The sequence below is a fragment of the Mucilaginibacter sabulilitoris genome (assembly GCF_034262375.1).
In the GTDB taxonomy this organism is placed as follows: domain Bacteria; phylum Bacteroidota; class Bacteroidia; order Sphingobacteriales; family Sphingobacteriaceae; genus Mucilaginibacter; species Mucilaginibacter sabulilitoris.
Genome location: NZ_CP139558.1, coordinates 7,024,802 through 7,049,407 on the forward strand (window position 1 = coordinate 7,024,802; position 24,606 = coordinate 7,049,407).

Genomic DNA, 24,606 nt, shown 5'->3' on the forward strand with positions numbered 1-24,606 from the left:
TTGCATATTAAATTTTTGTGAGTATTTTAAACAAAAAAATAACTACGGTAAAAATGCGTGAGGCGCTGTTTATTAAACAAGGTACAGAAAAGTGGAAGGAGTATGAGAATAAAAAAACGCATAATCCTGATGAACTTGCAGAAGCATTTATAGCTATAACTGATGACCTGGCCTACGCCAAAACCTTCTATCCAAAATCAAATACTACCAAATATTTAAATGGCCTGGCGGCAGGTTTCCATCAGTCCATCTATAAAAACAAAAAGGAAAAAACCAGCCGGTTCGTTACTTTTTGGCGGGATGAACTTCCGCTTATATTTTACCAATACCGCAAGCAGTTACTTTACTCATTTTTGTTTTTCATCGTTTTTGTGCTGATGGGCGTTCTGTCGGCCAAATACGACAACAACTTTGTAAAACTGATCATGGGTGATGATTATGTAAACATGACCAATGATAACATTGCTAAAGGCGATCCTTTTGGCGTGTATAAGCAAGGGTCCTCTACCCTGATGTTTTTGCAAATTGCCATTAACAATGTGAAAGTGGCCCTTATATTTTTTGTATTGGGTATGCTTTTTTCTGTAGGCACTTTATTTGTAAGCCTACAAAACGGTATCATGCTGGGCTCCTTCCAATACTATTTTTTTAGCAAGGGATTGGGCTGGCAATCGATACTGGTAATATGGATACATGGTACTTTAGAAATATCATCATTTATAATTGCCGGCGCCGCGGGTTTAATACTTGGTAACAGCCTGCTTTTTCCAAAAACGTATACGCGCCTGGTGTCTTTAAAAAACGGCGCCCGGGATGGCTTAAAAATAAGCATAGGTATAATACCTATTATTTTAACGGCTGCATTTTTTGAAAGCTTTGTAACCCGGCATACCGAGATGCCTGTTTGGCTCAGTATTTCTATATTAGCAGCATCATTGGTGTTTATGATATGGTACGTGATATTATATCCTAAACATATTAATAAAAAAACAAACCTAAACAAACCTTATACTGATGAAACAACCGATTGAGCTTAGACGCATCCGCGATTTTGGCGAAATTATTAATGACACCTTTACTTTTTTAAAAGAAAATTTCAAACCGCTTTTTACGTGCCTGTTTGCCTTATGTGGTTTTTTTGTACTTGCAGGAGCCGCTACAACGGCACTTACTCAAACAAACACGATGAATATGTATGCCACTAAGTTTGATACAAACTCATACCAGGCAGCAAGCCCATTTATATCATATGTAGTAAGCGCCATTTTTAATGCCATTGTAATTGTATTTGGGCAATTAAGTATCTACCTCACTACTTTATGCTATATATCGGTATATCTTGAAAAAAAAGATGGCAAGCCAACCCTTACCGAAGTATGGGGATATTTTAAATATTACTTTCTACGCATACTCGGCAGCGGCTTTCTGATAACGCTTTTATGCTTCGTGGGCTTTTTAATGTGTATTCTTCCCGGCGTTTATCTCATGACGGTGATGTACCTGGTATTTCCCATTATTGTTATGGAAAATACATCATTCAGATACGCGTTCAACAAAAGCTTCACCCTAATAAAAGACAACTGGTGGACGGTATTTGGTATTTTATTTGTCATTACGCTAATTGTGGGCGTATTAGGTTCATTTGCAAGTGTGCCACTAAGTATTATTGTAGCAGCCAAAGCGTTTCTGTCGCTAAAAAGTTTTGCTTTGCCGCTCGTAATATTGTTTAGCCTGATGCAAAATATTTTAATGCTTGCCTACTGTTTAGTGGCTATAGCTATTGCCATGTGCTACTTTAGTCTTTCCGAACAAAAAGAGGGTCTCGGTATACTGAGCCGGATGGATGCTTTTGGTAAAAATACCGACAATAGCACCGATTTGCCTGCCGAACAATATTAAGTGTATGCCCAAGCTGCTATTTACATTTTTTTTTAGCCTGATAGCCGGTCTACTTTTTTCAGTGCACGCAACAGCGCCGGTTAAAAAAGCCCCCGCTAGGTTGCATGTTGACAGTTCTGAAATAGTGGTAAAAAGCTTTAACATAAAGGCGCTAAAGGCATATCATAACGACAAGAATTTCAATTACAACGGAGCAGCGCTGGGCGAAGCATCCGCGTGGGACAGGTTTTGGGATTACATCTGGAATAAGCTTTTCAGCAAGCTTGGCAATAGCCCGTTAGCCGGTGCGATTATCAAATATACATTTCTGGTTATTGCCATCGGTTTGCTGGTATATTTTATTTTCAGGCTCATGGGCATGGATGCCATTAAATTATTACAGGGCGAAGCCCGCAAAACCAGCCTTACCTATACCGAATCGCTTGAGAATATTCATGAGCTGAATTTTGACAGCGAGATAGAGAAAGCGATATCGCAGCATAATTACAGACTGGCTGTGCGTTTGCTTTACTTAAGATGCTTAAAACAGCTGAGTGATAATAATCTGATACACTGGCAAATTGATAAAACCAATTCGGCATATGTACATGAGCTTAATGATGCATCTCAACGACAGGCATTTTCGCTACTTACCCGCCAGTTTGAATATGTATGGTATGGCGGTTTTACCATTGATGGTACAGCATTTCAAAATATAAACCAACTGTTTCAAAACTTTAAAAAGCAGCTGCCATGAAAGATCTGAAGATTTATCTCATTTCGGCTACAACGCTTTTTATAATTTATGTAGTAGCTAATGTAAACCGACCCAAACCGGTTAACTGGGCCGAAACATTTAGTAACAAGGATAAAATTCCCTTTGGCACTTATATTATATATGACCGGGTTAAGGACCTGTTTCCTGGCGCTGTTATTACCTCGCAGCGTCAGCCCATATATAATGTACTTACCGATAATGCCGCAAACCAGGCATCATACATTATAATATGTTACGCAATTAATCCATCAAAAACCGATTATGGGCAACTGGTGAAATATATTAAGCAGGGTAATGATATATTTATTGCTGCAAATAGTTTTGGCAGCCTATTTGAAAAAAATCTGGGTATTGATACCAAAACCAATCTTAATATACAGCAGGAAAATACTCCCGTAAAGTTTCTTAATCCGGCGTTACAATCACCAACAGAATATCTTGTTGATAAAGGTGCGGGCAACTATTATTTTAATAAACTCGATACCACAAAGGCTATTGTTTTAGGGAACAATGCTAACAAGATGGCTAACTTTATTAAGTACCGCTTTGGCAAAGGCAATTTGTATTTAATGACCAACCCTAAAATGTTGAGCAACTACAGCTTGCTTACTCCGCAGGGAGCCCTATACGCTGCCACTGTTTTATCGTACGTAAAAAACACCAAACAAATTATCTGGGACGAATACTACACCCAGGGATCGGGTGAGGCGGAATCGCCGATGAGGGTATTTTTAAATAACCCGCAATTACAATGGGCATATTATATTGCTATTTTTAGCTTGCTCGGTTTTGTGTTATTTGAGATAAAACGCCGTCAACGCATTATTCCGGTAATAGAACCGCTTACAAACTCCACTTTAGATTTTGTTACCGTTGTTGGCCAGGTTTATTACGAAAAACACGACAATATCAATATTGCCCATAAAAAAGTGCTTTACCTGCTGGGGCATTTCAGAGAATATTATCACCTGAAAACCACCAAACTTGATAACGAATTTGCAGATGTACTCGCTCAGAAAACAGGCATTGACAGTAAGTTTGCGGTAGAACTTATTAATACCATCAACTTTATCACTGTACAGACACAGGTTACTGATAGTCAATTAATTCAATTCAATAAACTGATAGAAAATTTTTACAATCAATCCGGATATAATGGAAAATGAGAATTTTGGAAAAGAAATCGATCTGAATAAATCCAGTATCGAAGGGAATGAGGGCTTTGAAAAAAGAACCGACCTGAGTAAGCTCAGCACCGCGGTTGATCAAATAAAAAACACGCTTGCCAAAATCATTGTGGGCCAGCATGAATCAATAGACTTACTGATTGCCGGCATACTGGCCGACGGGCATATTTTAATTGAAGGCGTACCGGGAGTAGCCAAAACGCTTACCGCAAAGCTCATTTCAAAAGCTATTGACGCACATTACTCACGCATCCAGTTCACTCCCGACCTGATGCCTTCAGATATATTGGGCACCTCGGTATTTAATCCTAAAAGCACCGAGTTTGAATTTAAACAGGGGCCTATATTTGGTAATATCATCCTGATAGATGAAATAAACCGGGCGCCTGCCAAAACCCAATCGGCTTTATTTGAGGTAATGGAAGAGCGCCAGGTTACTATTGACGGGCATACCTATAAAATGCAGGAACCCTTTACCGTACTGGCTACCCAGAACCCGGTTGAACAAGAAGGTACTTATCGCCTGCCCGAAGCCCAGTTAGATAGGTTTTTGTTTAAGGTAGAAATTAAATATCCGTCACTTGAAGAAGAAATAGCGATTATAACACAGCAGCACCAGCAAAAAACAACCGATCAGCTGAGCCATATACAACCGGTTTTATCAGCCGCCGACGTTATTGCCCTACGCCAGCAGGTTAGAGCATTACATGTAGAAGCTAAACTGCTTGAATTTACTGCCCGGATCATTTTCGAAAGCCGCAATAATAAATCATTATATCTTGGTGGCTCGCCGCGAGCTTCGCTGGCCATGATCAATGCTGCCAAAGCACTGGCAGCCATTAAAGGTCGCGACTTTGTGACACCCGAAGATATAATATATGTAGCAGCGCCTGTTTTAAGGCACCGTATTATGCTTACTCCCGATAAAGAAATGGAAGGCGTGAGCCCGGACGATGTGGTAGCTCAAATTATACAGAAAATTGAAATACCACGATAATATATCGCTGTGAAAAATATTATCAGCCTTTTTTATAAAAACCTCTTTTTAACCAACCGCTTGTTTGCAGCGCTGGCTTGCAGCGTTGTGCTGTTTTTGTTCGATTTCTTTTTTCCGTGGATGGGGATTATTCCCGAGCTGGTATTTTGGGCGCTGATAGTATTGGTTATTATTGATATGCTGTTGCTATATAAACCGGCCAAAGGTGTGTTTGCCAGACGGCATGCCCCCGAACGATTGAGCAACAGCGATAATAACGAGCTGGGCGTATATATTGAAAACCTGTACACCTTTAATGTAAGCGTGGGTATTATTGATGAAATACCTTTTCAGTTTCAAAAGCGCGATGTTTGGTTTAAAACTGCTTTAGAGCCCCGGGAGCGCAAACTGATCAACTATATATTGCGCCCAACCCGGCGTGGCGAATATGAATTTGGTGATATCAGGGTTTATGTTAAATCGCCATTAGGCTTAATAAGACGGCGTTATAATTTTGATCAGGCCGAAACATTGCCGGTGTATCCTTCCTTTTTGCAGATGCGTAAATACGAGCTGATGGCTATATCAAACCGGCTTACCGACATTGGCATAAAAAAAATGAGGAGGATTGGGCATAGCCTTGAGTTTGAGCAGGTAAAAACCTATGTTACCGGCGATGACTACCGTACCATTAACTGGAAAGCCACCGCAAGACAGGGCAACTTAATGGTAAACTCCTATACCGACGAAAAATCACAGCATGTATATAGCATAATTGACAAATCAAGGGCCATGAAAATGCCTTTTGAAGGATTAAGTCTGTTAGATTATGCTATAAATGCCAGTTTGGTACTATCAAACGTGGCATTGTTAAAGGAGGACAAAGCGGGTTTGATCACTATATCTGAAAAACTGGGGGCTGTAGTCCCCGCCGACAGGCGCCCGGCACATCTCAACAAGATATTGGAAGTTTTATACAAAGAGAAAACACGATACCTGGAAACCGATATGGAGATGCTGTACGCTACCATTCGTAAAGTAATTAAACAGCGTAGCCTGGTAGTGTTTTTTACCAACTTTGAAAGTTTGAATGCCTTGCAGCGGCAATTACCCTTCTTGAGAAGGATAGCCAAATATCATTTACTTCTGGTAGTTTTCTTTGAAAATACCGAACTCAAAACGCTGAGTGAAATGCCAGCGGCTGATGTTGAGGGTATTTACATCAAAACCATAGCCGAGAAATTTGCCTATGATAAAAAACTTATTGTAAAGGAACTGTCCAGGCATGGTATACAGTCTATTTTAAGCGCACCGCAAAATCTTACTGTTAATACCATTAACCGCTACCTGGAAATAAAGGCCAAACAGAAAATATAAGTTAAAAGAAACTTTAAACAATTTAATATCAGAATATGAATCCTTCTAAAAATCAAATTATAGCGATACTGCTGCTCAACTTATTTATGCTATCAGCAAGTATATCAGGCGTTATCAGATGGTATGATGTTTCAACCTTAAAATTGTCTGCTACGCTTTTTTCTTCGGCTACCTTCTTGTTTTTTATCCTGGTTGTTTTAAAAAGGTATTATAAATTATTTATTCAGTAAATAACTACCCGGCTTTAGGGAAATTAACGCCGGCTGCGGCCAGATCTTTAATGATTTTTTCCTGCAGGGCTATTTTGGCAGTCAAAAAATTAGTGGGGTTAACCCACACGTTTACTAAAAACCTGATAGAATCAATTTCCAAACTGCTGATACCTATGCGCGAGGCCGGATTCTTTAATAAATTATCCGTGGTATCTATGGCTTTTTGCATAATTGTTTTTACCAATTCAATATCATTGGCATAGGCCACTTTTACTTCAAAATCAAGACGGCGCTTGCCTTCGCGGGTTACGTTTATAATAACCTCATTAAATAATTTACCATTGGGAATAATAACCGTTTTATTATCGGCAGTAAGCAAAACCGTATAAAACATCTGTATGGATGTTACCTTACCATCCTGTCCCTGGGCTACTATACTGTCATTAAGCTCAAAGGGCTTTAATAAAAGTATTAGTACGCCACCTGCAAAATTTTGGAACGTACCTGACAGAGCTAAGCCTGCGGCCACACTGAACGCCCCTATAATGGTTGTAAAAATGGTCATTTCCCAACCAATAAAGTTCATTACCCATATAACGAGCAGCACATAAAGTGTAGTAATTGTTAAACTTAAAAAGAAGGGTTGCAGTGATGAGTGAATGCCTCTTTTAAGCATCCGGTTGCGGAGCCGCGAACGTAGAAATCTTATAATCCAAAGACCAATTAAGAATATAATTAGTCCGCCAACATATTTGGGCCCGTGTTGAACAAGCCAATTGTGAAAATCCTGATAATATCCTTTTACTTCCATAACTGAAAGCCAAAGGTAAAAATTTATTATTTACCGTAAATGGTAACAAACAATTCAGGACCTTTTATCAGCAACCAATCAACTATGGTGCTTTGTACTAATTTTGTTTTTTGAACGATGCTTTTCATGATAATGTTTTGTATTCAAATCCTATGCCCGGGAGTAAGGGTTTCAGAATTGTTACGCAAAAATACCAAACAGCGCTACAGTAAATATTAAAAATTAATCAAATGATTAATTAATGACCATCCATTTACGTTTGAATGACTTTGAACGCCTATAAAAACAAAATCCCTGTCTGAAATACCAGACAGGGATTTGCATATTATAAAAGCTTTAGGCTTTTAGCCTTGGGCTAAGGGCTTTATTACATCATGCCGCCCATACCGCCGCCGCCCATTGGTGGACCGCCAGCTGGAGCATCTTCAGGATCATCGGCCAATACAACTTCAGTTGTTAACAACATGGCTGCAATTGAAGCCGCATTTTCTAATGCTACACGACCTACTTTAGTTGGATCGATAACACCGGCGCCAATCAGGTTTTCGTATTTATCGGTACGTGCATTGTAACCAAAGTCGGCAGTGCCTTCTTTAACTTTTTGCACCACAATTGAACCCTCAATACCGGCGTTTTCGCAGATCTGACGTAAAGGCTCTTCAATAGCACGACGGATGATCTGGATACCAGTGTTCTCGTCTTCGTTATCGCCTTTAAGATCAGTTAATGCAGCTACCGCGCGGATGAAGGCAACGCCACCACCTGCAACAATACCTTCTTCAACAGCAGCACGTGTTGCGTGTAAAGCATCGTCAACGCGGTCTTTTTTCTCTTTCATTTCAACCTCTGTAGCAGCACCTACATATAATACAGCAACACCGCCAGATAATTTGGCTAAACGCTCTTGTAATTTTTCGCGGTCATAATCAGAAGTAGTTGATTCGATCTGAGATTTGATCTGGCTTACACGGCCTTTAATTTCTTCGGCAGAACCAGCACCGTTAATGATGGTAGTATTATCTTTATCAATAACGATTTTTTCAGCTGTGCCTAAGTAGCTAAGGTCAGCATTTTCTAATTTGTAACCTCTTTCTTCAGAGATTAAAGTACCGCCTGTAAGGATAGCGATATCTTCTAACATTGCTTTACGACGGTCACCAAAGCCTGGAGCTTTAACTGCTGCTACTTTCAGTGAACCACGGATTTTGTTAACTACTAATGTAGCCAATGCTTCGCCGTCAAGATCTTCAGCAATAATTAATAATGGTTTGCCGGTTTGTACTTGTTTCTCAAGTATTGGAAGCAATTCTTTCATCGAAGAGATCTTTTTATCATAGATCAGGATGTAAGGATTTTCCAATTCTGCTTCCATTTTATCAGCATTGGTAACAAAGTAAGGAGAAAGGTAACCACGGTCAAACTGCATACCTTCTACAGTTCTAACTTCAGTTTCAGTACCTTTTGCTTCTTCAACAGTAATTACACCGTCTTTACCAACTTTTTCCATAGCTTCTGCAATTAATGAACCGATAACCTCGTCATTATTAGCAGAAATTGATGCTACTTGTTTTATTTTGTTATTGTCTTCGCCAACGGTTTGTGACTGTGATTTTAAGTTTTCAACAACAGCTGCAACAGCCTTGTCAATACCACGTTTCAAATCCATTGGGTTAGCACCTGCCGCTACGTTTTTGATACCTGCAGTAACAATAGCCTGAGCCAAAACGGTAGCAGTTGTAGTGCCATCACCTGCAATATCAGCAGTTTTTGATGCAACTTCTTTAACCATTTGAGCGCCCATATTTTCAAGAGCGTCTTTCAGTTCAATTTCTTTAGCTACAGTTACACCATCTTTAGTGATAGCTGGTGAGCCGAATTTTTTATCAATAATAACGTTTCTGCCTTTAGGACCTAATGTTACTTTAACTGCATTAGCTAAAATATCAACACCGCGTTTTAAGGCGTCGCGTGCTTCAACATTGTATTTAACTTGTTTTGCCATGTTTTTTAGTTATTGAATTATTGAGTTATCGAATTAGTGATTTAATTCTTTGCAGCTCAATAATTATGTTTTTAGATTTTTGAATGATAGTTTCTGAATTCCTTTTGATTTAATACATAGAATGACTAAATCAATAATTCACTAATTAATTACAGTACCGCGTAAATATCAGATTCGCGCATAATTAAATACTCTTTACCTTCATAGGTAATTTCGGTACCTGCGTATTTTCCATATAAAACCTGGTCACCAACTTTTACAGTTAAAGGCTCATCTACTTTACCGTCGCCTACGGCAACAATAGTTCCACGCTGAGGTTTCTCTTTAGCGGTATCCGGGATAATAATTCCCGAAGCGGTCTTCTCTTCGGCAGCTGCAGCTTCTACCACAACCCTGTCTCCGATTGGTTTGATGTTTAATGACATAGTTATATCTGTTTATTTTATTTAAGTTTCGATGGCAATTCCTCATCAATTATGCCAAGCAAACGTAATGACATTTATTGACAGGTAAAACTGTTGTAATGTCAGCTAAAAGTTATATTGGTTTTTATGCTTAACAATATTTTAACCTTCCCGTGTCATCATGTCAGTCGGTATAAAGACAACAAAAAAGGCTTTGGGTTATATCCAAAGCCTTTTTTATACTTTTTAACCCTGAATTATTTTGCAGGTTTATCAGCAGGCTTATTTGCCGGCGGAGGTGTTGAAGGCAAAGTAAGCGGCGCGCTTGCAGGGGTTGTAGGTTTTGAGGCCTTCTCAATCTGATCGCGAAGTGCCGGGTTATCATTACCGGCTGATGTACCGCCCTTTAATGACACATTAATTGCCAGTGATAAAACCATTACACCAATGGCCAGTGCCCAGGTACCTTTTTCTAAAAAATCGCCTGTTTTTTGTACACCCATCAATTGTGATGAACTTGAAAAATTTGATGCCAAACCACCGCCCTTAGGGTTCTGGATCAATACAATAAGCCCTAAAAGGATGCAAATGATAATGGTAATGATAATTAAAACTAAATACATTTCTTTATATTAATTGGTTTTCTTTTCTAACTGTTCAATTTGGGTGGCAAAGTAACGGCTTTTTTCCGGGAATTTCAACATCAATTTTTTATATGTAGCTATTGCCTTATGATATAGCATTTGGTCGGCATAAATTTGGGCCAGGGTTTCGCTTACCAGGTCGTTTCTGTCTTCGGAGCTTTTTTTTGCTTTATTTTCGTTATCAAGCCTGTCCATGGCAGGCGGCCGTATTTGTGGCTCTTCCTGTATAAATCTTTCAATAATAATATCTTCCCTGCGTTTTATTTCTGGGACATCGGGCTGTGGAGTTTTTTCAAGCTCCTCTAACGAGCGTACGTGGAATATATTTTCGAAGTACTGTTGCTGCAGCGCGTCAGCAGCCTGCTCTTTCAGTTCATTTGCTTGTGCCTGTTCCGGGGCTAATGGCTGTGGGGTTGAATATGGCTGATAAGTGTCGGCATACTCTTTACGGGTTTTATCAAGCCACCACATAAAGGTATACGGCATCTTCTCGTCATGATACTTGGATACATCCTGCTGGTTGCCGGTATCTGCATCAATATTTTCTTCGCTACCCAGATCTGCCTCAGGTGCAGATGATATTGATTCTATAATTTCAGCCTCGTCAGTATTTTTCTGATCTGCGGCTGAATTATCAAATGCAAAATAATCACTGCCCGCGATGCTGCCGATAATCCACTCCTCCGATTCGAGATTGATCCCCGGTTCATCGATCCTGCTTTTTTCGGCTGTAGCCGAAGTATCTGTTTTAGTGTCCGTTGATCCAGAAAAAGTAATATTTTCAATACCTACAATTTCGTCATATACCTCATCTTCAATACCTTCTTCAGCTACATCTTCATTTTTGAAAGGGTTATTTTCCTGAATATCATCACCTCTATTTACTGGCTGATCAGACTCCGGTGTCTCGTATTCAATAATTTCTTCAGATTGTGTTATTGTAGCCTGCTCTGTTTCCGGTATTGGCAATTTAACATCGGCTTCCGGGGGCAGCGCCTCTGTTTCAGTATTTTCGGCCGCAGCGCCTATATTAAAATAATTTTCATCGGTATGTACGGTAGTATCCTGGAAATAATTTTCAACTTCTTTTGGATGACCTGCAATTTGTGAGGCCGAAACCTGAGCCAGGTCCTCTGCTTCGTTAACCAATTTATAAAGCAAATGAGAGTCAAAATAAGCAACAGACTGTTTTATGTTACCTGAATCGGCATGTGCAAGCATGGCACGTAGTATACCACTTTGCGGAAATTCGTCAACCAGTTGTTGCAAATCGGCGCTATACCGTTGCCCTGAGTTGGCTGGATTAGCCAGCAATTCCAATAATATTTCGTTCTGCCTGTTATTCAAATCTTGATCCACGTGGTTGAAAGTACGAATTGCCTACCAATTAGAAAAGGCTTTATTAAAAATATCTTCTGTAAGCTTCTTTACAAGATCCTGTATCAGGGTTTGTTCCTGCGCACCAATATCGCCCCTAAAATCTGTTTGACTGGTAAAAGCCTGATCAAAATTAAGTTTTTTATCGGCTTCGTAAACAAATTTCACCTGTACCGTGATGGTTAACCTGTTTGCATCGGCAATAGGGGCCACATTATTAGCTACAGCCTCAATTGAAACCGGGGCAATAGTATATCCGGTTATACTGCCCGACATGGTAGCATCACTCTCATTACGCGTAATACTTAAACGGCTTTGCGTACGGATCCTGTCTTTTAAAGCCTCAGTGAACGTTTGGCTCAGGTTGTTAACTACAAGCGGCGCGTTATTTTCAAAAAACTGAACATCAATGGTTTTTAAGGCCGGTGGAATAGATGCGTTTTTTAGCGTGTAACAAGAGGATAAGAATAAACTTAATGAACAAATAACCACAACCGAAAAAAATCTTTTCATTTAGCCTACAAGTTTAATTCTTTTATTTTTCTATATAATGTTCTTTCTGATATGCCCAGTTCATTGGCAGCCAGCTTGCGTTTACCTTTATGCTTTTTTAAGGCTTTCCTTATAAGGTCCGATTCTTTTTCAATCAGCGATAATGATTCTTCAACCTCCTCAGCCTCGTGCGTTATATTATAAGAATCAACATTGGCATTACCACTGCTGTTACTATTACCGGTATTAACGGGTTGTTGCAAGGTAAATTGTGTTTCCGGATTCCCTGGCAACTCAATATCACGGTACAACTGGTTAATTGTTTGCGAATGATTACTATAATTAGCGGCCACGCCACCATGCTCAATAATATCTGCAACAAGCTTTTTTAGTTCTACCATGTCGCGCTTCATATCAAACAGCACTTTATATAAAATGTCCCTTTCTGAGAAATCTTCTTTAGGTTGGTTCTCCAGGCGCATAGGCAAATTACGGTTACCTGTTTCATGCGGAATATAGGTAAGCAACGTTTGCGCCGTAATAATGCGATCCCGCTCTAATACTGCCAGTTGTTCGGCCATATTTTTAAGCTGCCTCACGTTACCCGGCCATGAATAATTGACTAAAACCTGCTGAGCCTCTTCATCAAGCTGAATTGGCGGCGTACGGTATTTATCAGTAAAATCAGATGTAAATTTTCTGAAAAGCAGGTAAACATCCTCTTTCCTATCGCGCAATGGAGGTATCCTCAGCGGTACTGTATTTAAACGATAATAAAGGTCCTCCCTGAATTTACCGTTTTTTACGGCCTCATATACATCAACATTGGTAGCTGCAATAACACGTACATTAGTTTTCTCCACCTTTGATGAACCTACCTTTATGTATTGGCCAGATTCCAGCACCCGCAGTAAGCGTGCCTGGGTACCCAGCGGCATTTCGGCTATTTCATCTAAAAATATAGTACCACCGTTTACGGTTTCAAAATAACCTTTGCGTTCACCAACAGCACCTGTATAGGCGCCTTTTTCGTGTCCGAACAATTCAGAATCAATAGTACCTTCCGGGATAGCACCACAGTTTACGGCAATAAACGGCCCATGTTTACGCGGGCTCATCTGGTGAATGATGTGCGAAAACACTTCTTTTCCGCTACCGCTTTCACCGGTAATTAATACCGAAATATCTGTAGGCGATACCTGGTTAGCAATATTTATAGCCCGGTTAAGCAAAGGCGAGTTACCAATGATACCGAAGCGTTGTTTTATTTCTTGTACTTCCATAAGCCCCCTAACCCCCTAAAGGGGGAATTTTAGGTTTTTAATTTTATATAGTGTTTAACTGAGCCCTCCCCCTTCAGGGGTCGGGGCGCTAAACCACTTTACCTATCAGCGTAGCCGATGTTGTGCGCTCAATAAGCACGTTAACATACTGGCCTGGTTTGTAACTTTCATCTACCGGGAATATCACCATGGCATTCTGATCGCTGCGGCCGCAATAGTCTTTGTCCGATTTTTTAGAATAGCCTTCTATCAATACTTTCTCAACCTTCCCTATGCGTGCCTGCATGCGGTAAAAAGAATATTCCTGCTGTTTGGCAACAATCTGTTGCAGACGTTGTTGCTTTACTTCCTCCGGGATATCATCGGCATAACGTTTTGCAGCTAAAGTACCCGGTCTTTCGCTGTATTTAAACATATAAGCAAAATCATACTTCACGTAATCCATCATGGTTACTGAATCGTTATGCTCTTCATCGGTTTCGCTGCAAAAACCGGTAATCATATCGGTAGATACCGCGCAATCAGGAATGATACGACGGATGGCATCAATTCTGTTGATGTACCAGTCCCTGTCATAGGTGCGGTTCATCATTTCCAGTATGCGGCTATTGCCCGATTGAACCGGCAGGTGTATGTAATTGCAAATATTTTCGTATTTATTAATAGTATACAACACATCATCAGTAATATCCTTTGGATGTGAGGTTGAAAACCGAACCCTTAAATCAGGATTAATCAACGCAACCATTTCTAACAGGTTGGCAAAGTTGGTAACAGCCTTCTCTGCCTCACCTAAGTCCTCTCCTTTGGAGCGGACTTCCTCCGCACCCAGGTCTGCATTCGGTATGGCAGAACCCTCTCCTTTGGAGAGGGCAGGGTGAGGTCCCCATTTATACGAATCAACATTTTGGCCCAGCAAAGTAACCTCACGGTAGCCTTTATTAAACAGGTCCGTACATTCGGCTACAATTGATTGTGGATCACGGCTGCGTTCGCGGCCACGGGTAAATGGTACCACGCAAAATGAGCACATATTATCGCATCCACGCATGATAGACACAAACGCGTTAATACCATTGCTATTTAAACGTACCGGGCTTATATCGGCATAAGTTTCCTCGCGCGACAATAACACATTAACTGCTTTTTGCCCGCTATCAACCTGGTCAATAAGCTCAGGCAGGTTGCGATATGCATCCGGGCCAACAACTACGTCAACCAGTTTCTCTTCTTCTAAAAATTTTGATTTCAACCGCTCGGCCATACAGCCCAGCACTCCTACTACTAATCCCGGATTTTTTACCTTGGCAACCGTAAATTCTTTCAGGCGGTTGCGCACACGCTGCTCCGCGTTTTCGCGAATAGAGCAGGTATTGATAAAAATAACATCAGCAACATTATGATCGGCAGTGGTTTCAAACCCCTGTTCAGCTAAAATTGAAGCAACTATTTCGCTGTCAGAAAAATTCATGGCACAACCATAACTTTCAATATAAAGTTTACGGCCATTGTTTTTACCGGCTACAGGTTCTAAAACCAGCGCTTCGCCCTGTCTGCTCTCATCATGTACTTTATCTGGAATAACCAAATCCATCATTTATTTAAAAATTAGTTTGCAAAAATACACAAAATTTAAATACCCAAATGACATATTGGCAGTATTTAACAAAATCCGGATTTTATTGTTATATTCCTGAATTAAAACAGATAAATATATTCTAATAGTATAAAGCCCCGTTAACCGGGTAACAATATTGATAAAAAAAGCGTTTTAGAGCGACGCAGAAAATACATTTAAAAGAAGAGGAAACCGGTAAATGGAGCTGAAGTTTTTAAAGCACAAATGGCAAAAAACCGTATTTAAATTTGTGCTGATACCCATAGTAATAATTTTGCTCCTGGCGGTAGTTGTTAATCGGTACTGGTCGCCTATTTTGGCCAACAAAGTTCGCGATGTTGTTTTAACCAGCAGCGACAGTTTGTATAAAGTTGATTTTTCTGATGCCGAATTACATATTTTACAAGGCAAAATTGTGCTTTACAACATCAGCCTTATCCCTGATACCTCAGTCTATAACCAAAAAAAGAAACAGCATCTGGCCCCAAATAACCTGGTTGAATTGCATGTAAAGCGACTGATATTGCAGCATGTTCATCCGTTTGGTTTATATTTCAGGCATAAGCTAAATATAGGGCAGGTAGTATTAAATGAACCCGAAGTAAAAATCAGCTACCAGCTTAACCATACTAAAGATACAGTGGTGAAAGACCATCGCACGGCCTGGCAAAAAATTTCAAAAAGCCTGCGTTCCATCCATATAGGTAACATTTATCTTAATGATGTAAAGTTTAAATATGAGGATTACTCAGGCAATAAAGTAGCCATCTCTGAGCTAAAGGAAATGAACCTGAACGCTTCAGATCTGCTTATTGATTCGGCTACACAAACGGACAGATCACGCTTGCTTTACTGCAAAGACATTGTTACCGAACTGAATAATTACACCGGTAAAACACCAAGCGGCCTTTACTCCTATAAAATAAAACACCTTAAACTTTCCACCCTGACATCCCAATTAAATGTGGAAGGACTACAGATTGCGCCTGCCAAAACCGGTGTATTTTTTAATAAAAGTCAAAGCGATCGTTTTGGTCTGAATATCGATTCGCTGCAACTCAACAATTTTGATTTTTTAAGCTATCATAAATACCGGCGGGTAACGGCATCGAACCTCCTGTTAAACAACGGGACGATACGTGTATTTACCAACCCCAATAAAATAAAAAAGCCCGACGTAGATAAGGTAATCACTTTCCCGAATATGATGATCCACAAAATCAATATGGACCTCCATATTGATACGCTGCGTGTAAAACATATCAATGTTGAATACTCAGAGTTTAACAGGAAATCGCAAAAAACAGGCACTGTCACTTTTAATAATACCAGCGGCCATTTTTATAATATCACTACCAATGATGCTGCTATAGCAAAAAATAATATAACTGCCGTGCAGCTAACAACCTGGTTTATGAACCGCGGCAGGCTTGATGTACAATTTAATTTTAACTTAACCGATAAGAATGCCGCTTTTACTTATAAAGGCACCCTGGGGCCAATGGATATGCAGGTAATTAATACTGCCGCAATGCCGTTGGCTATGGTTAAAGCCACATCCGGCACCGTTAAACAGCTAAATTTTGACATCAAGGCCAATAGCAAAGTATTTAAAGGTACAGTTGGTTTTTTATATAATGATTTGAAAGTAAACATTTTTCAGGCAGATACTGCTAACGACCGTCTGAAGAAAAAATCAATCATGTCCATATTTGCCAACCTGTTTGTTATTAAACATAACAACCCGGATAATGCGAACGAACCTGCACGCACGGCAAATGTTATTTATCCCCGCCCCAAAGATTCTCCCTTTTTTAAAACCATGTGGAAAACCTTACTCGAGGGGATAAAACCATGTGTAGGCCTCGACGCAAAAAAGCAAAAGGAAACCAGAGAACGGATTGAGGAACATCAGAAAAACAAGCATGACCGACTCGAAAAAAAGGCCGAAAGAAAGAAAAAGAAAGCGGAAAACCAGCGGAAAAAAGACCAGAAAAAATAGAACTCTATTATATTAATTATAAGAAAATTTAATCCCTTTTTCTTTTACCATAATTTTAAAAGCAGCGGCTGCCTCTTTCGATTCAAACCACTCTTTAGAGAGATGATAAAAACTACGGTTTAAATTATACAGCAAAAAATACTTCTCCCGCTCCATAAGCATATTTACGTATTCCCAATTGGTTGTACTGTTAAATGATTCGCCTGTAATCATTATTTTATCCTCATCAATGATGTAATGAAGGTTTTCTTTTAAATACGGAGTTTTCTGCATTTGACTTTTGCAGCCCCAATACAACAACACCGGAATTAGAATATAAATTCCACCAAAAATTCCTATCAACCAGATCTCATCATTCCATGTAACCGAAGGCCCGCTTGTGAATAATGAAAGCTGTGTAAAAACAAAAGGGATAAATATGATAATGAGCGATCTCCTTTTAAAATAAGTTCTTAAACAAATGTTGAAATAGGTTTTGAAATCTATGGAGCTGGTAACCTTAAAATCTTCCATGAAGCGGATATGTTTTTTTTATTGCAATAATAGTTTCAGATTGATGCCAAAGTTAGTAAATGCGGTATTAAATGTTTGTGAGGTATAGGGCCTTGTAATATTTGAATCGTAAAATAGGTTAAGGTTAAAACGCTGGTTTATTACATAATCAATTGACGGGCGCACCGTAATATTTTGCGCGCCCGATGATATTTCGGCCTGCTCCACATCGGGACGGTATATAAGGGTTTTGTTATCCCGAAGCGAAAAATCAAGCTTGAAATTAACATCGTTATCTTTACCTGCCCCGCTAAACCAACCGAATGGGAAATGAAAGTTTTTGGTGTGATAACCAAAGCCAAATACAATGATCCTTTCATTTTGCTGGGCCAGCTGGCTGTTCAATAAACTCAGGCTCAATGCCCGGCTCTGGCGATACTCTAAGTTGGTAGTCATGCTGTTTTTAAACCTGATACTGGCACCCAGCAGCGGCACAAATTGCTCAAAAATAGTCACCTGCGAAAATTGGTAGAGTGGTAAAAAATCATTGTTCAGATCCCTTGAATTTGCGGCGCCATTAGCTTCCTGATATTGTAACAGCGAAGTAAACCCGTTGACATTATATGATGAACGATAACCATGGCTCAAGTCAAATGAATCGAAAAATTCCTGAAAGAAAGGAATTTTACTCAAGCCATTGTAAGTAATTTGCCAGTTAGGTATTGGAATATTAGGAAATTGCGAAAGACCGGTTTTTCCCGGGCTTTTCCCTGTATAAGCAGCAAGGAAAGCCGGTACCAGTACATTCTGTGAATTTGGCCCGTAACCATCGGCATAACCATCCGTACTGCCTGCCGAATTTGGGTTAAGTGCACCCAACTTTTGCGATATGGCGGTGCGGTTATCCAGAAATTTCTGATATATAGGTGATGTATTATTGATGCCGCTTGTTTTTTTAAATGCGGTACCAATAGTTAAATAAGAAATGCTGTAATTACCTGTAGTTACCGGGCTTAGCGTTTCAATGCTGTTGGTCTCGGGCAGGTATTTAAAATTGGCCTGGTAATTATGGTCCTGGGTTTTAAAAGCTATCAATTCAATACGAAGGTCTTTAAAGGGTTCTATAATACCCCTGAAGTGCATATCTTCATTAAGTGTAGTTACATACAGCTGGTTCTGTAGTGTATCTTTGGTTATCCAGCCATTGGCCACTGCTTTGGCGCGTATATCCGTCTGGCTGCCCAATAAAAAACCTAAACCGGGAGCACCATAGTTACCGTCAGATCCAAAAAAGCCCGACTGCGGCAAATACCCCGGCAAAAATGTACCCTCGGTACGGGTATAGGTGGCGCTCAGGTTTTTAACACTCGTGAGCAAACCGAGGAAGAATTTACCGGCACTACCCTTTGAATTTGGGTTATTAGCTTTACGGATAAACGGAAATTTATTATAAAGCGATACCATATTAAACGTTGGGTTTACCTGTATGGCCCTGGAATTTTGTATGCTGTTACCAACATCATATGTAGGATCATTTATGGCAAATAAAGGTTGTGTTTGCCAGTTAAAGTGTGCGCTATACCGGGCCACTACAGCGGCCCAATCCATCCCGGGTATTTTATTAATTGGTACGTTATAGTTAAGGTTAATGGTATGGTTATAGTTAGTGGTGCGACCAAGCTTTTTAAGATTATCCCAAAGGGTATCCCGTTTTAACCCGTTAATACGGCCGGCAGGCTCATCAACTACGGCTAAATTGGTGGCATCAATATCCAGCTGTAATGATTTTGAAAGATTCCATCCTATACCATAAACCCTCGTAATGTTAAAGTATTTATTAAATGTAGTGGTTGGTATTGGTATAAAATTATTCGGATCATTATCTCTCAATGTATTCTCCGAGTAAAAGCGGTTAAAGTTAATGCTAAAGTTTAATCTTGATGGTAAAATACTGAAGTTAATATCACGGAACAACGCCAGTAAATTGCTTTTTATGATCTTGGCAAAGGGACTGTAATATTTAGGCTGATTGGTATAATTATATGCCAGGGTTAAGTTATATGTTTTTTCCAGATCACTTTGCGTTACAAAATCATGATGGGTATATTCTGTATAAGCATAAGAAGCATTCCAATTTTCAACATCCCAGATATGACTTGGCGCGTTAGGATCTATTTTGGATTTATGTACGTTGGTAAAATTGTAGCTTCTTCGCATGGTAAAATCAACAGCGGCATTTCTGATAGAATCGCGCTCCTGGCTGCTGGTGGCGGCGGCAAGTGATGCCTTTAATTCCACATCGGGCGAACCGGGATCATACTGAGGCATACTTGTTTGTTTGGATAAATTGATATAGGCCGGTATATGGATACCACTTTTATCCGGGAAAAACTTACCAAGTTCCATATTGGCGGATATATCATAGGTCTGGTCGTCACTGCGGCTCCTGTCGTTTAAACGTGAATCAAGTGTACCAAAGCCAACAGTTGTTTTGGTACCGGATAGGGTAACGTCGGCAAAATCGGCAAGCTTAGCATCAAATCGGGCGGTAGCGGCCCAGCCGCCACGCTGATCAAAGTCGGTTAAGCGCATCTCATCAAACCAAACAATGCCCGATTTATCCAAACCATCATCGGTATTTGACTGCGAATCACCTTTATAAGGATTACGAACCCCCAGCATAATGGTACGCAGCCGGCTCAGGTCTGGCTGCCCTTTAATATATACTACCTGGTCGCCCTCCACATATTTAAATACATCTGTATAAGGCACATTGGAGTGGTTACGTTTCAATTTAGCCCTGGTTAACAGATCAAGCTCAAGATCAATCTGGTTAGCTGCCGGCCATATTGCGTCCGGGTCGCGGGTACCGGGCTGGGTAACCTTCAGGGGCACCTGGAACTCATAATAGTTATCCTGATAATCAACCCCTAAGCGCACAAATGCGTTCAGGTCATTGTCCTTTAACTGATCGCCTTCGGCGTGTACAAACATTTGGAGGCGCTTATAGGAGCGCAGATCATTAAAAAATGTTTTGAAAGCCGCTCTTGAATAACCATCGCGCAGACTTTTAACCGTTAACGATAGCGACTGCTCGTTTAACTTGGTATCGGTTTGCAGATTATTGTAATTACGCTGGCGATTAATGCCTGGCGGCACCACATAGGGTATAGGTGTGCGGTTACCGTTCTGCTCAATATTTACAGCCTGTACATCAAGCGTTGAATTATCAAGCGGCGGATTTTGAATGTTGGGATCGGCAATTACATTAAGCGGATTTTTTTCGATATTGTAAGTGCGCCACTCGCCGCGTACCAGTTGCAGTGTAGCAAAACGCATTATGGTGGTATCGGCAAAGTTAGTCATAAACATACGCATAAAACGTATGGCTTTAAAATCCTGAATGTTACCTACTTTAGTTTGGTAATCAGTAATGGGTATGCGGAACTGGTACCAGTTAACCATTTGTGTGGTCCCGTTAGCAAGCTTTACTGAAGCGGTTATTTTATCGCTGATATAGTTCTGGCCAACAATCATGTCGCCGGGGCGCATTGATACTTTGTATTGAAAGTATGAATCCTCCTGGCTCATGTTATTGTCGCGGTTGATATCCTCTCCATCGGGTAACGAAGTAGATGCTGAGTTTTGGATCCCCAATTCAGCCTGCGATTGCTCGGCGGTTTTGGAGTTGCCGTCTGTACCGTTAAATTTACTGTACCTGTCTAAAATACCGGCCCGTGCCTGGTCGAGCTCACGGCCCTGGTAATACTGATAATCGTCCGATGATGGATCAGCTGCAAAACTATTCGCCGCCTGTGCATTCAATTGACCTTTTACCTGCTGAACAATCGGCGCAAATTTAGTTTGCTCCCCCCCGTCATTTAAACCGTCTAAACCCACGTCCTGCAGTTTTCGCGAATCGGGATTGTTATCAAACGCGTTTATAACCGGTTGCACCTTTGATACCCTGCCCCAGTTTGTTTCGTCAACCTGCGAAAGATCACCGTTAACTGGCAGTCCGTTTTCTAAACTTTTGCGGCCATCTTTCAAAATATCTTCAGATATGCTGCCCAGGTTAAAATACAGATCGCCACCGGCCGAATTGGGCTTATATATAAAAGGGTCAAGTACCCAAAATTCAATATATGCTACGTTTAATGATTCAAAATCATTGGTCTCCAACTTCCTGAACATCCCTCCCCATCGCGATTTTGGATTTTGCAGGGTACCATCGGGGTTAATACCGGTAGTAGCATAGTTATAAGGCCCACGAATTGTTGGATAAAACGCCATATTAAGTGTGGGTATGCTTAATTGCTGACCGGTTGATGATTGTTTATAAGGAAATACTTCCTGCTCTATTACCTGCCTTACATAATGGTTTGACAATTCGGAACGGGATACCGGAATACTGCCCACATTGGTATAAAATATAGGGTCGATATTATAAAACGCAAGCCGTGCACGGTTATATCCATAACTCAAATCATTAAAACCACCCGATTCAGCAAAAAGCTGTGGTGTGCCGGATATTTGCCAGGTGTTTGAACTCTTCACATCAATTACCGACTGGCTGTTTTCAAAATCATCAAGATATGAGGTGCCATTTTTTGATCCGGCAAAATTGAGCGCTCCGGGGCTGCCCGGCAATAACTGGGCAAACTCACCAGAAAAATTTATGGACGAGGGAACTTTGGTATGTATGCCCGGAATTTTATCAACCAGCCGAGTAAGAAATCTTGATTCTGAGCTGTAATTGGCATCAAAGCCCCATATCGTATTTGATATAGATTCATCGCCAGCTACTTCGTTTTGGGTAATGGGTTGTTCTGTTAAGTGCATTATGGTACCACCCAAAGCCAGTTTATCGCTCACGTGATAATCAAACCTTGAACCATACAACGATTTTTGCTGCACACCGAAGAGCTCATTATTTTCCAACTTAACGGTTATAGGCTGGCCCGATGACAACAAAGCCTGGTTAAGTATCCGGATACGACCGGCGTTATAATCAACCGTATAATCGTTACCTTCTGTTAACTTTAAAGAACCGGCCGTTACGTTAACGGAGCCTTGCGGAATATTCACCGCGTTGAGCTGATACTCCGACCCGCCGGTTGAGGTATAAGTCCCTTTTATTACATACCGGTTTAAATTGGGGAAATATTGTTGGGCGATGGTCTTGGTTGAATCATACAATGGTTGATAAACGTACCGCTTAATTAGCTCCTGTTCGCCCGGGTTAAATTTTGTGGCCAGATCCGATCCAAAAGGCTCCAGCACCGGGAACACAATCCGCCCGTTTTGTGAATCAATAGTTACCCCCTCTAAAAAGTCAAAATAGCCATCGGGTTGATGATCATTTTGCTGGTTAAGGTTATCCAGACCGGTTATTTGTAACCAAAGCTTACCCTTGGTACTTTGACCTTCTTCCATCACCGTTTTTTCGATACCCGACTTATCATCAAGCCTGGTAACGGTCAGTTTAAAATCGGTAGGGCTAATCTGAAAAGCGCCTAATGAGTAAATGTTTTTCATCATCAAATCCCAGGTAGGCAGGTTGGTCTTTAGCAGTTCGTTTTTTAGTAATTTTACGTATAAAACATTGGGCGTAGTAGGGTTAACGGCTACATCGCTGCTAAACTCACCAACCTGATACTGCACACCATTAACAGTGTACTGATAAGCCACCGCTAATACTTCGTCGTTATTTAAAGGGTAGTTAAGGGATATATATCCTAACTGCGGATGCAGGGTATATTCTTTATCGGTAAGTTTACGGGCGTAGGTAAGTTTAGAGTAGTTGTCAGTACTTGTAGGCCCCTGAAAGAAAGTGGCCACCGCATTTGAATTAGTTAAGCGCGCGTCGGCAGGTAAACTATTTAATAATGAGTTTGATTGCTGTGCAAAACCCGGCCCCTTAAAACCTGCGGGATAAACGCTGCCTCCACCGGTTATTTTTCCTTTATTATAAGGGTTGTTTTCGCCCAGGTCTAAAAAGGCTACGATATCCCTTGAATCGGTAGTTACATTAGTACGATTAGTTGTCCATACCTCGATTTTGGTGATATTAACATTGGAACTGATAATGGGCACCCTTGAAAGCGCCTTGTTATAATTATTGCGGAAATATTGCGATAAAAAGAAGTGTTTGTTGGCTTCGTAATCAGCAGGTGTAACCCTGAATTCACCTTGCTGTGAACCATTGGTTATAGTAATGGTTTTTGATTGCGATCGCTGTTGCGACAAAATACTGGTAACATCAAGCCGGCCAAACTTCAGTTTGGTTTTTATACCAAAAAGTGCCTGACTGCCCGTTATTAGCGATGTATTTAAAGGCATGCTTACTGTACCGGCCTCAACCTTCTGAATAATCTCATCTGGTGAGCCGGTGTAATCAAGCTTTATCTGGTTTTCGAACTGAAACTGCGCATCGGTATTATAATTGGTGGTGATCTTTAATTTATCGCCTATGTTTCCGGTTACGTTGAGCTGTATCTTCTGGTCGAAATTAAAATTAAACTGGTTGCGTTGCCGCGTAGTAAACAGGGGGTTTTGGTTTTGGTTTAACTGTCCGGCCAAAATCATCTCGGCAGACCCCTGCGGTTTGATATCAATTGTCTGGCCACCAAATATTTGCTGAAAGGTCCGGCTACGTACTTTTATAGCAGGTATGAAACCCGGCTGTTGCGACTCATAGGCATAATTATCTGCCAGTTGCTGATAATATATACGTTGATCGTTTTTTTGTTTAAGTTTTAGGTATTGTGCAAAAGTTAGGTATTGTGGCGGTCGATACAATAGGTTACCAACCCGTTCGTATAATATGTACCGGTTTGATGCCGCGTCATATTCAATCGTTCGTACCATGTTCGGAGGGTCGGGATCAAATATACCTTCCCTTATCCTTACGTTTTTAGGCTCGGTTAAATTTACTGGTGTACCTGCTTGTGCCGTATCCCTTTTACCACCCGGAACGCGTTGTTGTGCATACACACTACCCTGCCCGCCAAATGCCAAAATGAACAACACACTTATAATAATATTATAAGTAAATATTCTTATCAAAGGTT

The 24,606-nt window shown here is 40.5% G+C and carries 18 protein-coding genes; 8 read left to right on the top strand and 10 right to left on the bottom strand.

From position 1 onward, the window contains the following. The first annotated feature begins 17 nt into the window (after window positions 1-17). The 7 genes from SNE25_RS29660 to SNE25_RS29690 are packed head-to-tail and all read left to right on the top strand — an operon-like array spanning window position 18 to window position 6,426. A complete protein-coding gene (locus SNE25_RS29660) occupies window positions 18-1,031 on the top strand; it encodes a stage II sporulation protein M (protein WP_321562623.1) in 1,014 nt (337 codons plus the stop codon). Next, a complete protein-coding gene (locus tag SNE25_RS29665) occupies window positions 1,015-1,899 on the top strand; it encodes a hypothetical protein (protein ID WP_321562624.1) in 885 nt (294 codons plus the stop codon). The genes SNE25_RS29660 and SNE25_RS29665 overlap by 17 nt, the downstream gene beginning before the upstream one ends. Before the next feature lie 4 nt (window positions 1,900-1,903). Beyond that, window positions 1,904-2,635, top strand: coding sequence for a DUF4129 domain-containing protein (locus tag SNE25_RS29670; protein ID WP_321562625.1), 732 nt, complete (start codon window positions 1,904-1,906; stop codon window positions 2,633-2,635). Continuing rightward, window positions 2,632-3,822: a DUF4350 domain-containing protein gene (locus SNE25_RS29675; protein WP_321562626.1), complete on the top strand. Its 1,191-nt coding sequence runs from the start codon at window positions 2,632-2,634 to the stop codon at window positions 3,820-3,822. Before SNE25_RS29670 ends, SNE25_RS29675 begins: the two co-directional genes overlap by 4 nt. After that, complete coding sequence (locus SNE25_RS29680; protein WP_321562627.1) at window positions 3,812-4,840, top strand: AAA family ATPase; 1,029 nt, start codon at window positions 3,812-3,814, stop codon at window positions 4,838-4,840. The genes SNE25_RS29675 and SNE25_RS29680 overlap by 11 nt, the downstream gene beginning before the upstream one ends. A 9-nt stretch (window positions 4,841-4,849) precedes the next feature. Then, complete coding sequence (locus SNE25_RS29685; RefSeq protein ID WP_321562628.1) at window positions 4,850-6,196, top strand: DUF58 domain-containing protein; 1,347 nt, start codon at window positions 4,850-4,852, stop codon at window positions 6,194-6,196. 35 nt (window positions 6,197-6,231) lie between these two features. After that, window positions 6,232-6,426, top strand: a complete 195-nt coding sequence (locus SNE25_RS29690) for a hypothetical protein (protein WP_321562629.1) — start codon at window positions 6,232-6,234, stop codon at window positions 6,424-6,426. 4 nt (window positions 6,427-6,430) lie between these two features. On the opposite strand, the gene SNE25_RS29695 is transcribed toward SNE25_RS29690, so the two are convergent. The 8 genes from SNE25_RS29695 to SNE25_RS29730 form a co-directional block, all read right to left on the bottom strand. Next, on the bottom strand, window positions 6,431-7,219 hold the full coding sequence (locus SNE25_RS29695) for a mechanosensitive ion channel family protein (protein ID WP_321562630.1): 789 nt from the start codon (window positions 7,217-7,219) through the stop codon (window positions 6,431-6,433). A gap of 367 nt (window positions 7,220-7,586) precedes the next feature. Next, on the bottom strand, window positions 7,587-9,221 hold the full coding sequence (groL, locus tag SNE25_RS29700; protein WP_321562631.1) for a chaperonin GroEL: 1,635 nt from the start codon (window positions 9,219-9,221) through the stop codon (window positions 7,587-7,589). 149 nt (window positions 9,222-9,370) lie between these two features. Beyond that, window positions 9,371-9,646 (bottom strand): co-chaperone GroES, encoded by a 276-nt coding sequence (gene groES / locus SNE25_RS29705; RefSeq protein WP_076375713.1) that lies wholly within the window; start codon window positions 9,644-9,646, stop codon window positions 9,371-9,373. 236 nt (window positions 9,647-9,882) lie between these two features. Continuing rightward, entirely contained in the window at window positions 9,883-10,248 is a 366-nt protein-coding gene (gene secG / locus SNE25_RS29710; protein ID WP_321562632.1) for a preprotein translocase subunit SecG, read from the bottom strand. A gap of 9 nt (window positions 10,249-10,257) precedes the next feature. After that, window positions 10,258-11,628, bottom strand: coding sequence for a hypothetical protein (locus SNE25_RS29715; RefSeq protein ID WP_321562633.1), 1,371 nt, complete (start codon window positions 11,626-11,628; stop codon window positions 10,258-10,260). Window positions 11,629-11,649: 21 nt separating this feature from the next. Beyond that, complete coding sequence (locus SNE25_RS29720; protein WP_321562634.1) at window positions 11,650-12,159, bottom strand: LptE family protein; 510 nt, start codon at window positions 12,157-12,159, stop codon at window positions 11,650-11,652. A gap of 5 nt (window positions 12,160-12,164) precedes the next feature. Further along, window positions 12,165-13,421, bottom strand: coding sequence for a sigma-54 interaction domain-containing protein (locus tag SNE25_RS29725; protein WP_321562635.1), 1,257 nt, complete (start codon window positions 13,419-13,421; stop codon window positions 12,165-12,167). Window positions 13,422-13,509: 88 nt separating this feature from the next. Beyond that, window positions 13,510-15,018 (bottom strand): MiaB/RimO family radical SAM methylthiotransferase, encoded by a 1,509-nt coding sequence (locus tag SNE25_RS29730; protein WP_321562636.1) that lies wholly within the window; start codon window positions 15,016-15,018, stop codon window positions 13,510-13,512. A gap of 220 nt (window positions 15,019-15,238) precedes the next feature. On the opposite strand from SNE25_RS29730, the gene SNE25_RS29735 reads away from it, so the two are divergent. Beyond that, the gene (locus SNE25_RS29735; RefSeq protein WP_321562637.1) at window positions 15,239-17,041 is read left to right on the top strand and encodes a hypothetical protein; all 1,803 of its coding nucleotides are present in this window, start codon (window positions 15,239-15,241) and stop codon (window positions 17,039-17,041) included. Window positions 17,042-17,053: 12 nt separating this feature from the next. On the opposite strand, the gene SNE25_RS29740 is transcribed toward SNE25_RS29735, so the two are convergent. Both SNE25_RS29740 and sov read right to left on the bottom strand, forming a co-directional pair. Next, entirely contained in the window at window positions 17,054-17,554 is a 501-nt protein-coding gene (locus SNE25_RS29740) for a YcxB family protein (protein WP_321562638.1), read from the bottom strand. Between the two features lie 18 nt (window positions 17,555-17,572). Further along, the gene (gene sov, locus SNE25_RS29745; RefSeq protein WP_321562639.1) at window positions 17,573-24,601 is read right to left on the bottom strand and encodes a T9SS outer membrane translocon Sov/SprA; all 7,029 of its coding nucleotides are present in this window, start codon (window positions 24,599-24,601) and stop codon (window positions 17,573-17,575) included. Window positions 24,602-24,606: the final 5 nt, after the last annotated feature.

What these genes read in the sequence shown, in the direction of transcription:
- SNE25_RS29730 (WP_321562636.1), bottom strand. Translation starts at nt 15,018, where the DNA reads ATGATGGATTTGGTTATTCCAGATAAAGTACATGATGAGAGCAGACAG.
- secG (WP_321562632.1), bottom strand. Translation starts at nt 10,248, where the DNA reads ATGTATTTAGTTTTAATTATCATTACCATTATCATTTGCATCCTTTTA.
- SNE25_RS29665 (WP_321562624.1), top strand. Translation starts at nt 1,015, where the DNA reads ATGAAACAACCGATTGAGCTTAGACGCATCCGCGATTTTGGCGAAATT.
- SNE25_RS29675 (WP_321562626.1), top strand. Translation starts at nt 2,632, where the DNA reads ATGAAAGATCTGAAGATTTATCTCATTTCGGCTACAACGCTTTTTATA.
- SNE25_RS29725 (WP_321562635.1), bottom strand. Translation starts at nt 13,421, where the DNA reads ATGGAAGTACAAGAAATAAAACAACGCTTCGGTATCATTGGTAACTCG.
- SNE25_RS29695 (WP_321562630.1), bottom strand. Translation starts at nt 7,219, where the DNA reads ATGGAAGTAAAAGGATATTATCAGGATTTTCACAATTGGCTTGTTCAA.
- SNE25_RS29680 (WP_321562627.1), top strand. Translation starts at nt 3,812, where the DNA reads ATGGAAAATGAGAATTTTGGAAAAGAAATCGATCTGAATAAATCCAGT.
- groL (WP_321562631.1), bottom strand. Translation starts at nt 9,221, where the DNA reads ATGGCAAAACAAGTTAAATACAATGTTGAAGCACGCGACGCCTTAAAA.
- SNE25_RS29735 (WP_321562637.1), top strand. Translation starts at nt 15,239, where the DNA reads ATGGAGCTGAAGTTTTTAAAGCACAAATGGCAAAAAACCGTATTTAAA.
- groES (WP_076375713.1), bottom strand. Translation starts at nt 9,646, where the DNA reads ATGTCATTAAACATCAAACCAATCGGAGACAGGGTTGTGGTAGAAGCT.
- SNE25_RS29740 (WP_321562638.1), bottom strand. Translation starts at nt 17,554, where the DNA reads ATGGAAGATTTTAAGGTTACCAGCTCCATAGATTTCAAAACCTATTTC.
- SNE25_RS29670 (WP_321562625.1), top strand. Translation starts at nt 1,904, where the DNA reads ATGCCCAAGCTGCTATTTACATTTTTTTTTAGCCTGATAGCCGGTCTA.
- SNE25_RS29690 (WP_321562629.1), top strand. Translation starts at nt 6,232, where the DNA reads ATGAATCCTTCTAAAAATCAAATTATAGCGATACTGCTGCTCAACTTA.
- SNE25_RS29720 (WP_321562634.1), bottom strand. Translation starts at nt 12,159, where the DNA reads ATGAAAAGATTTTTTTCGGTTGTGGTTATTTGTTCATTAAGTTTATTC.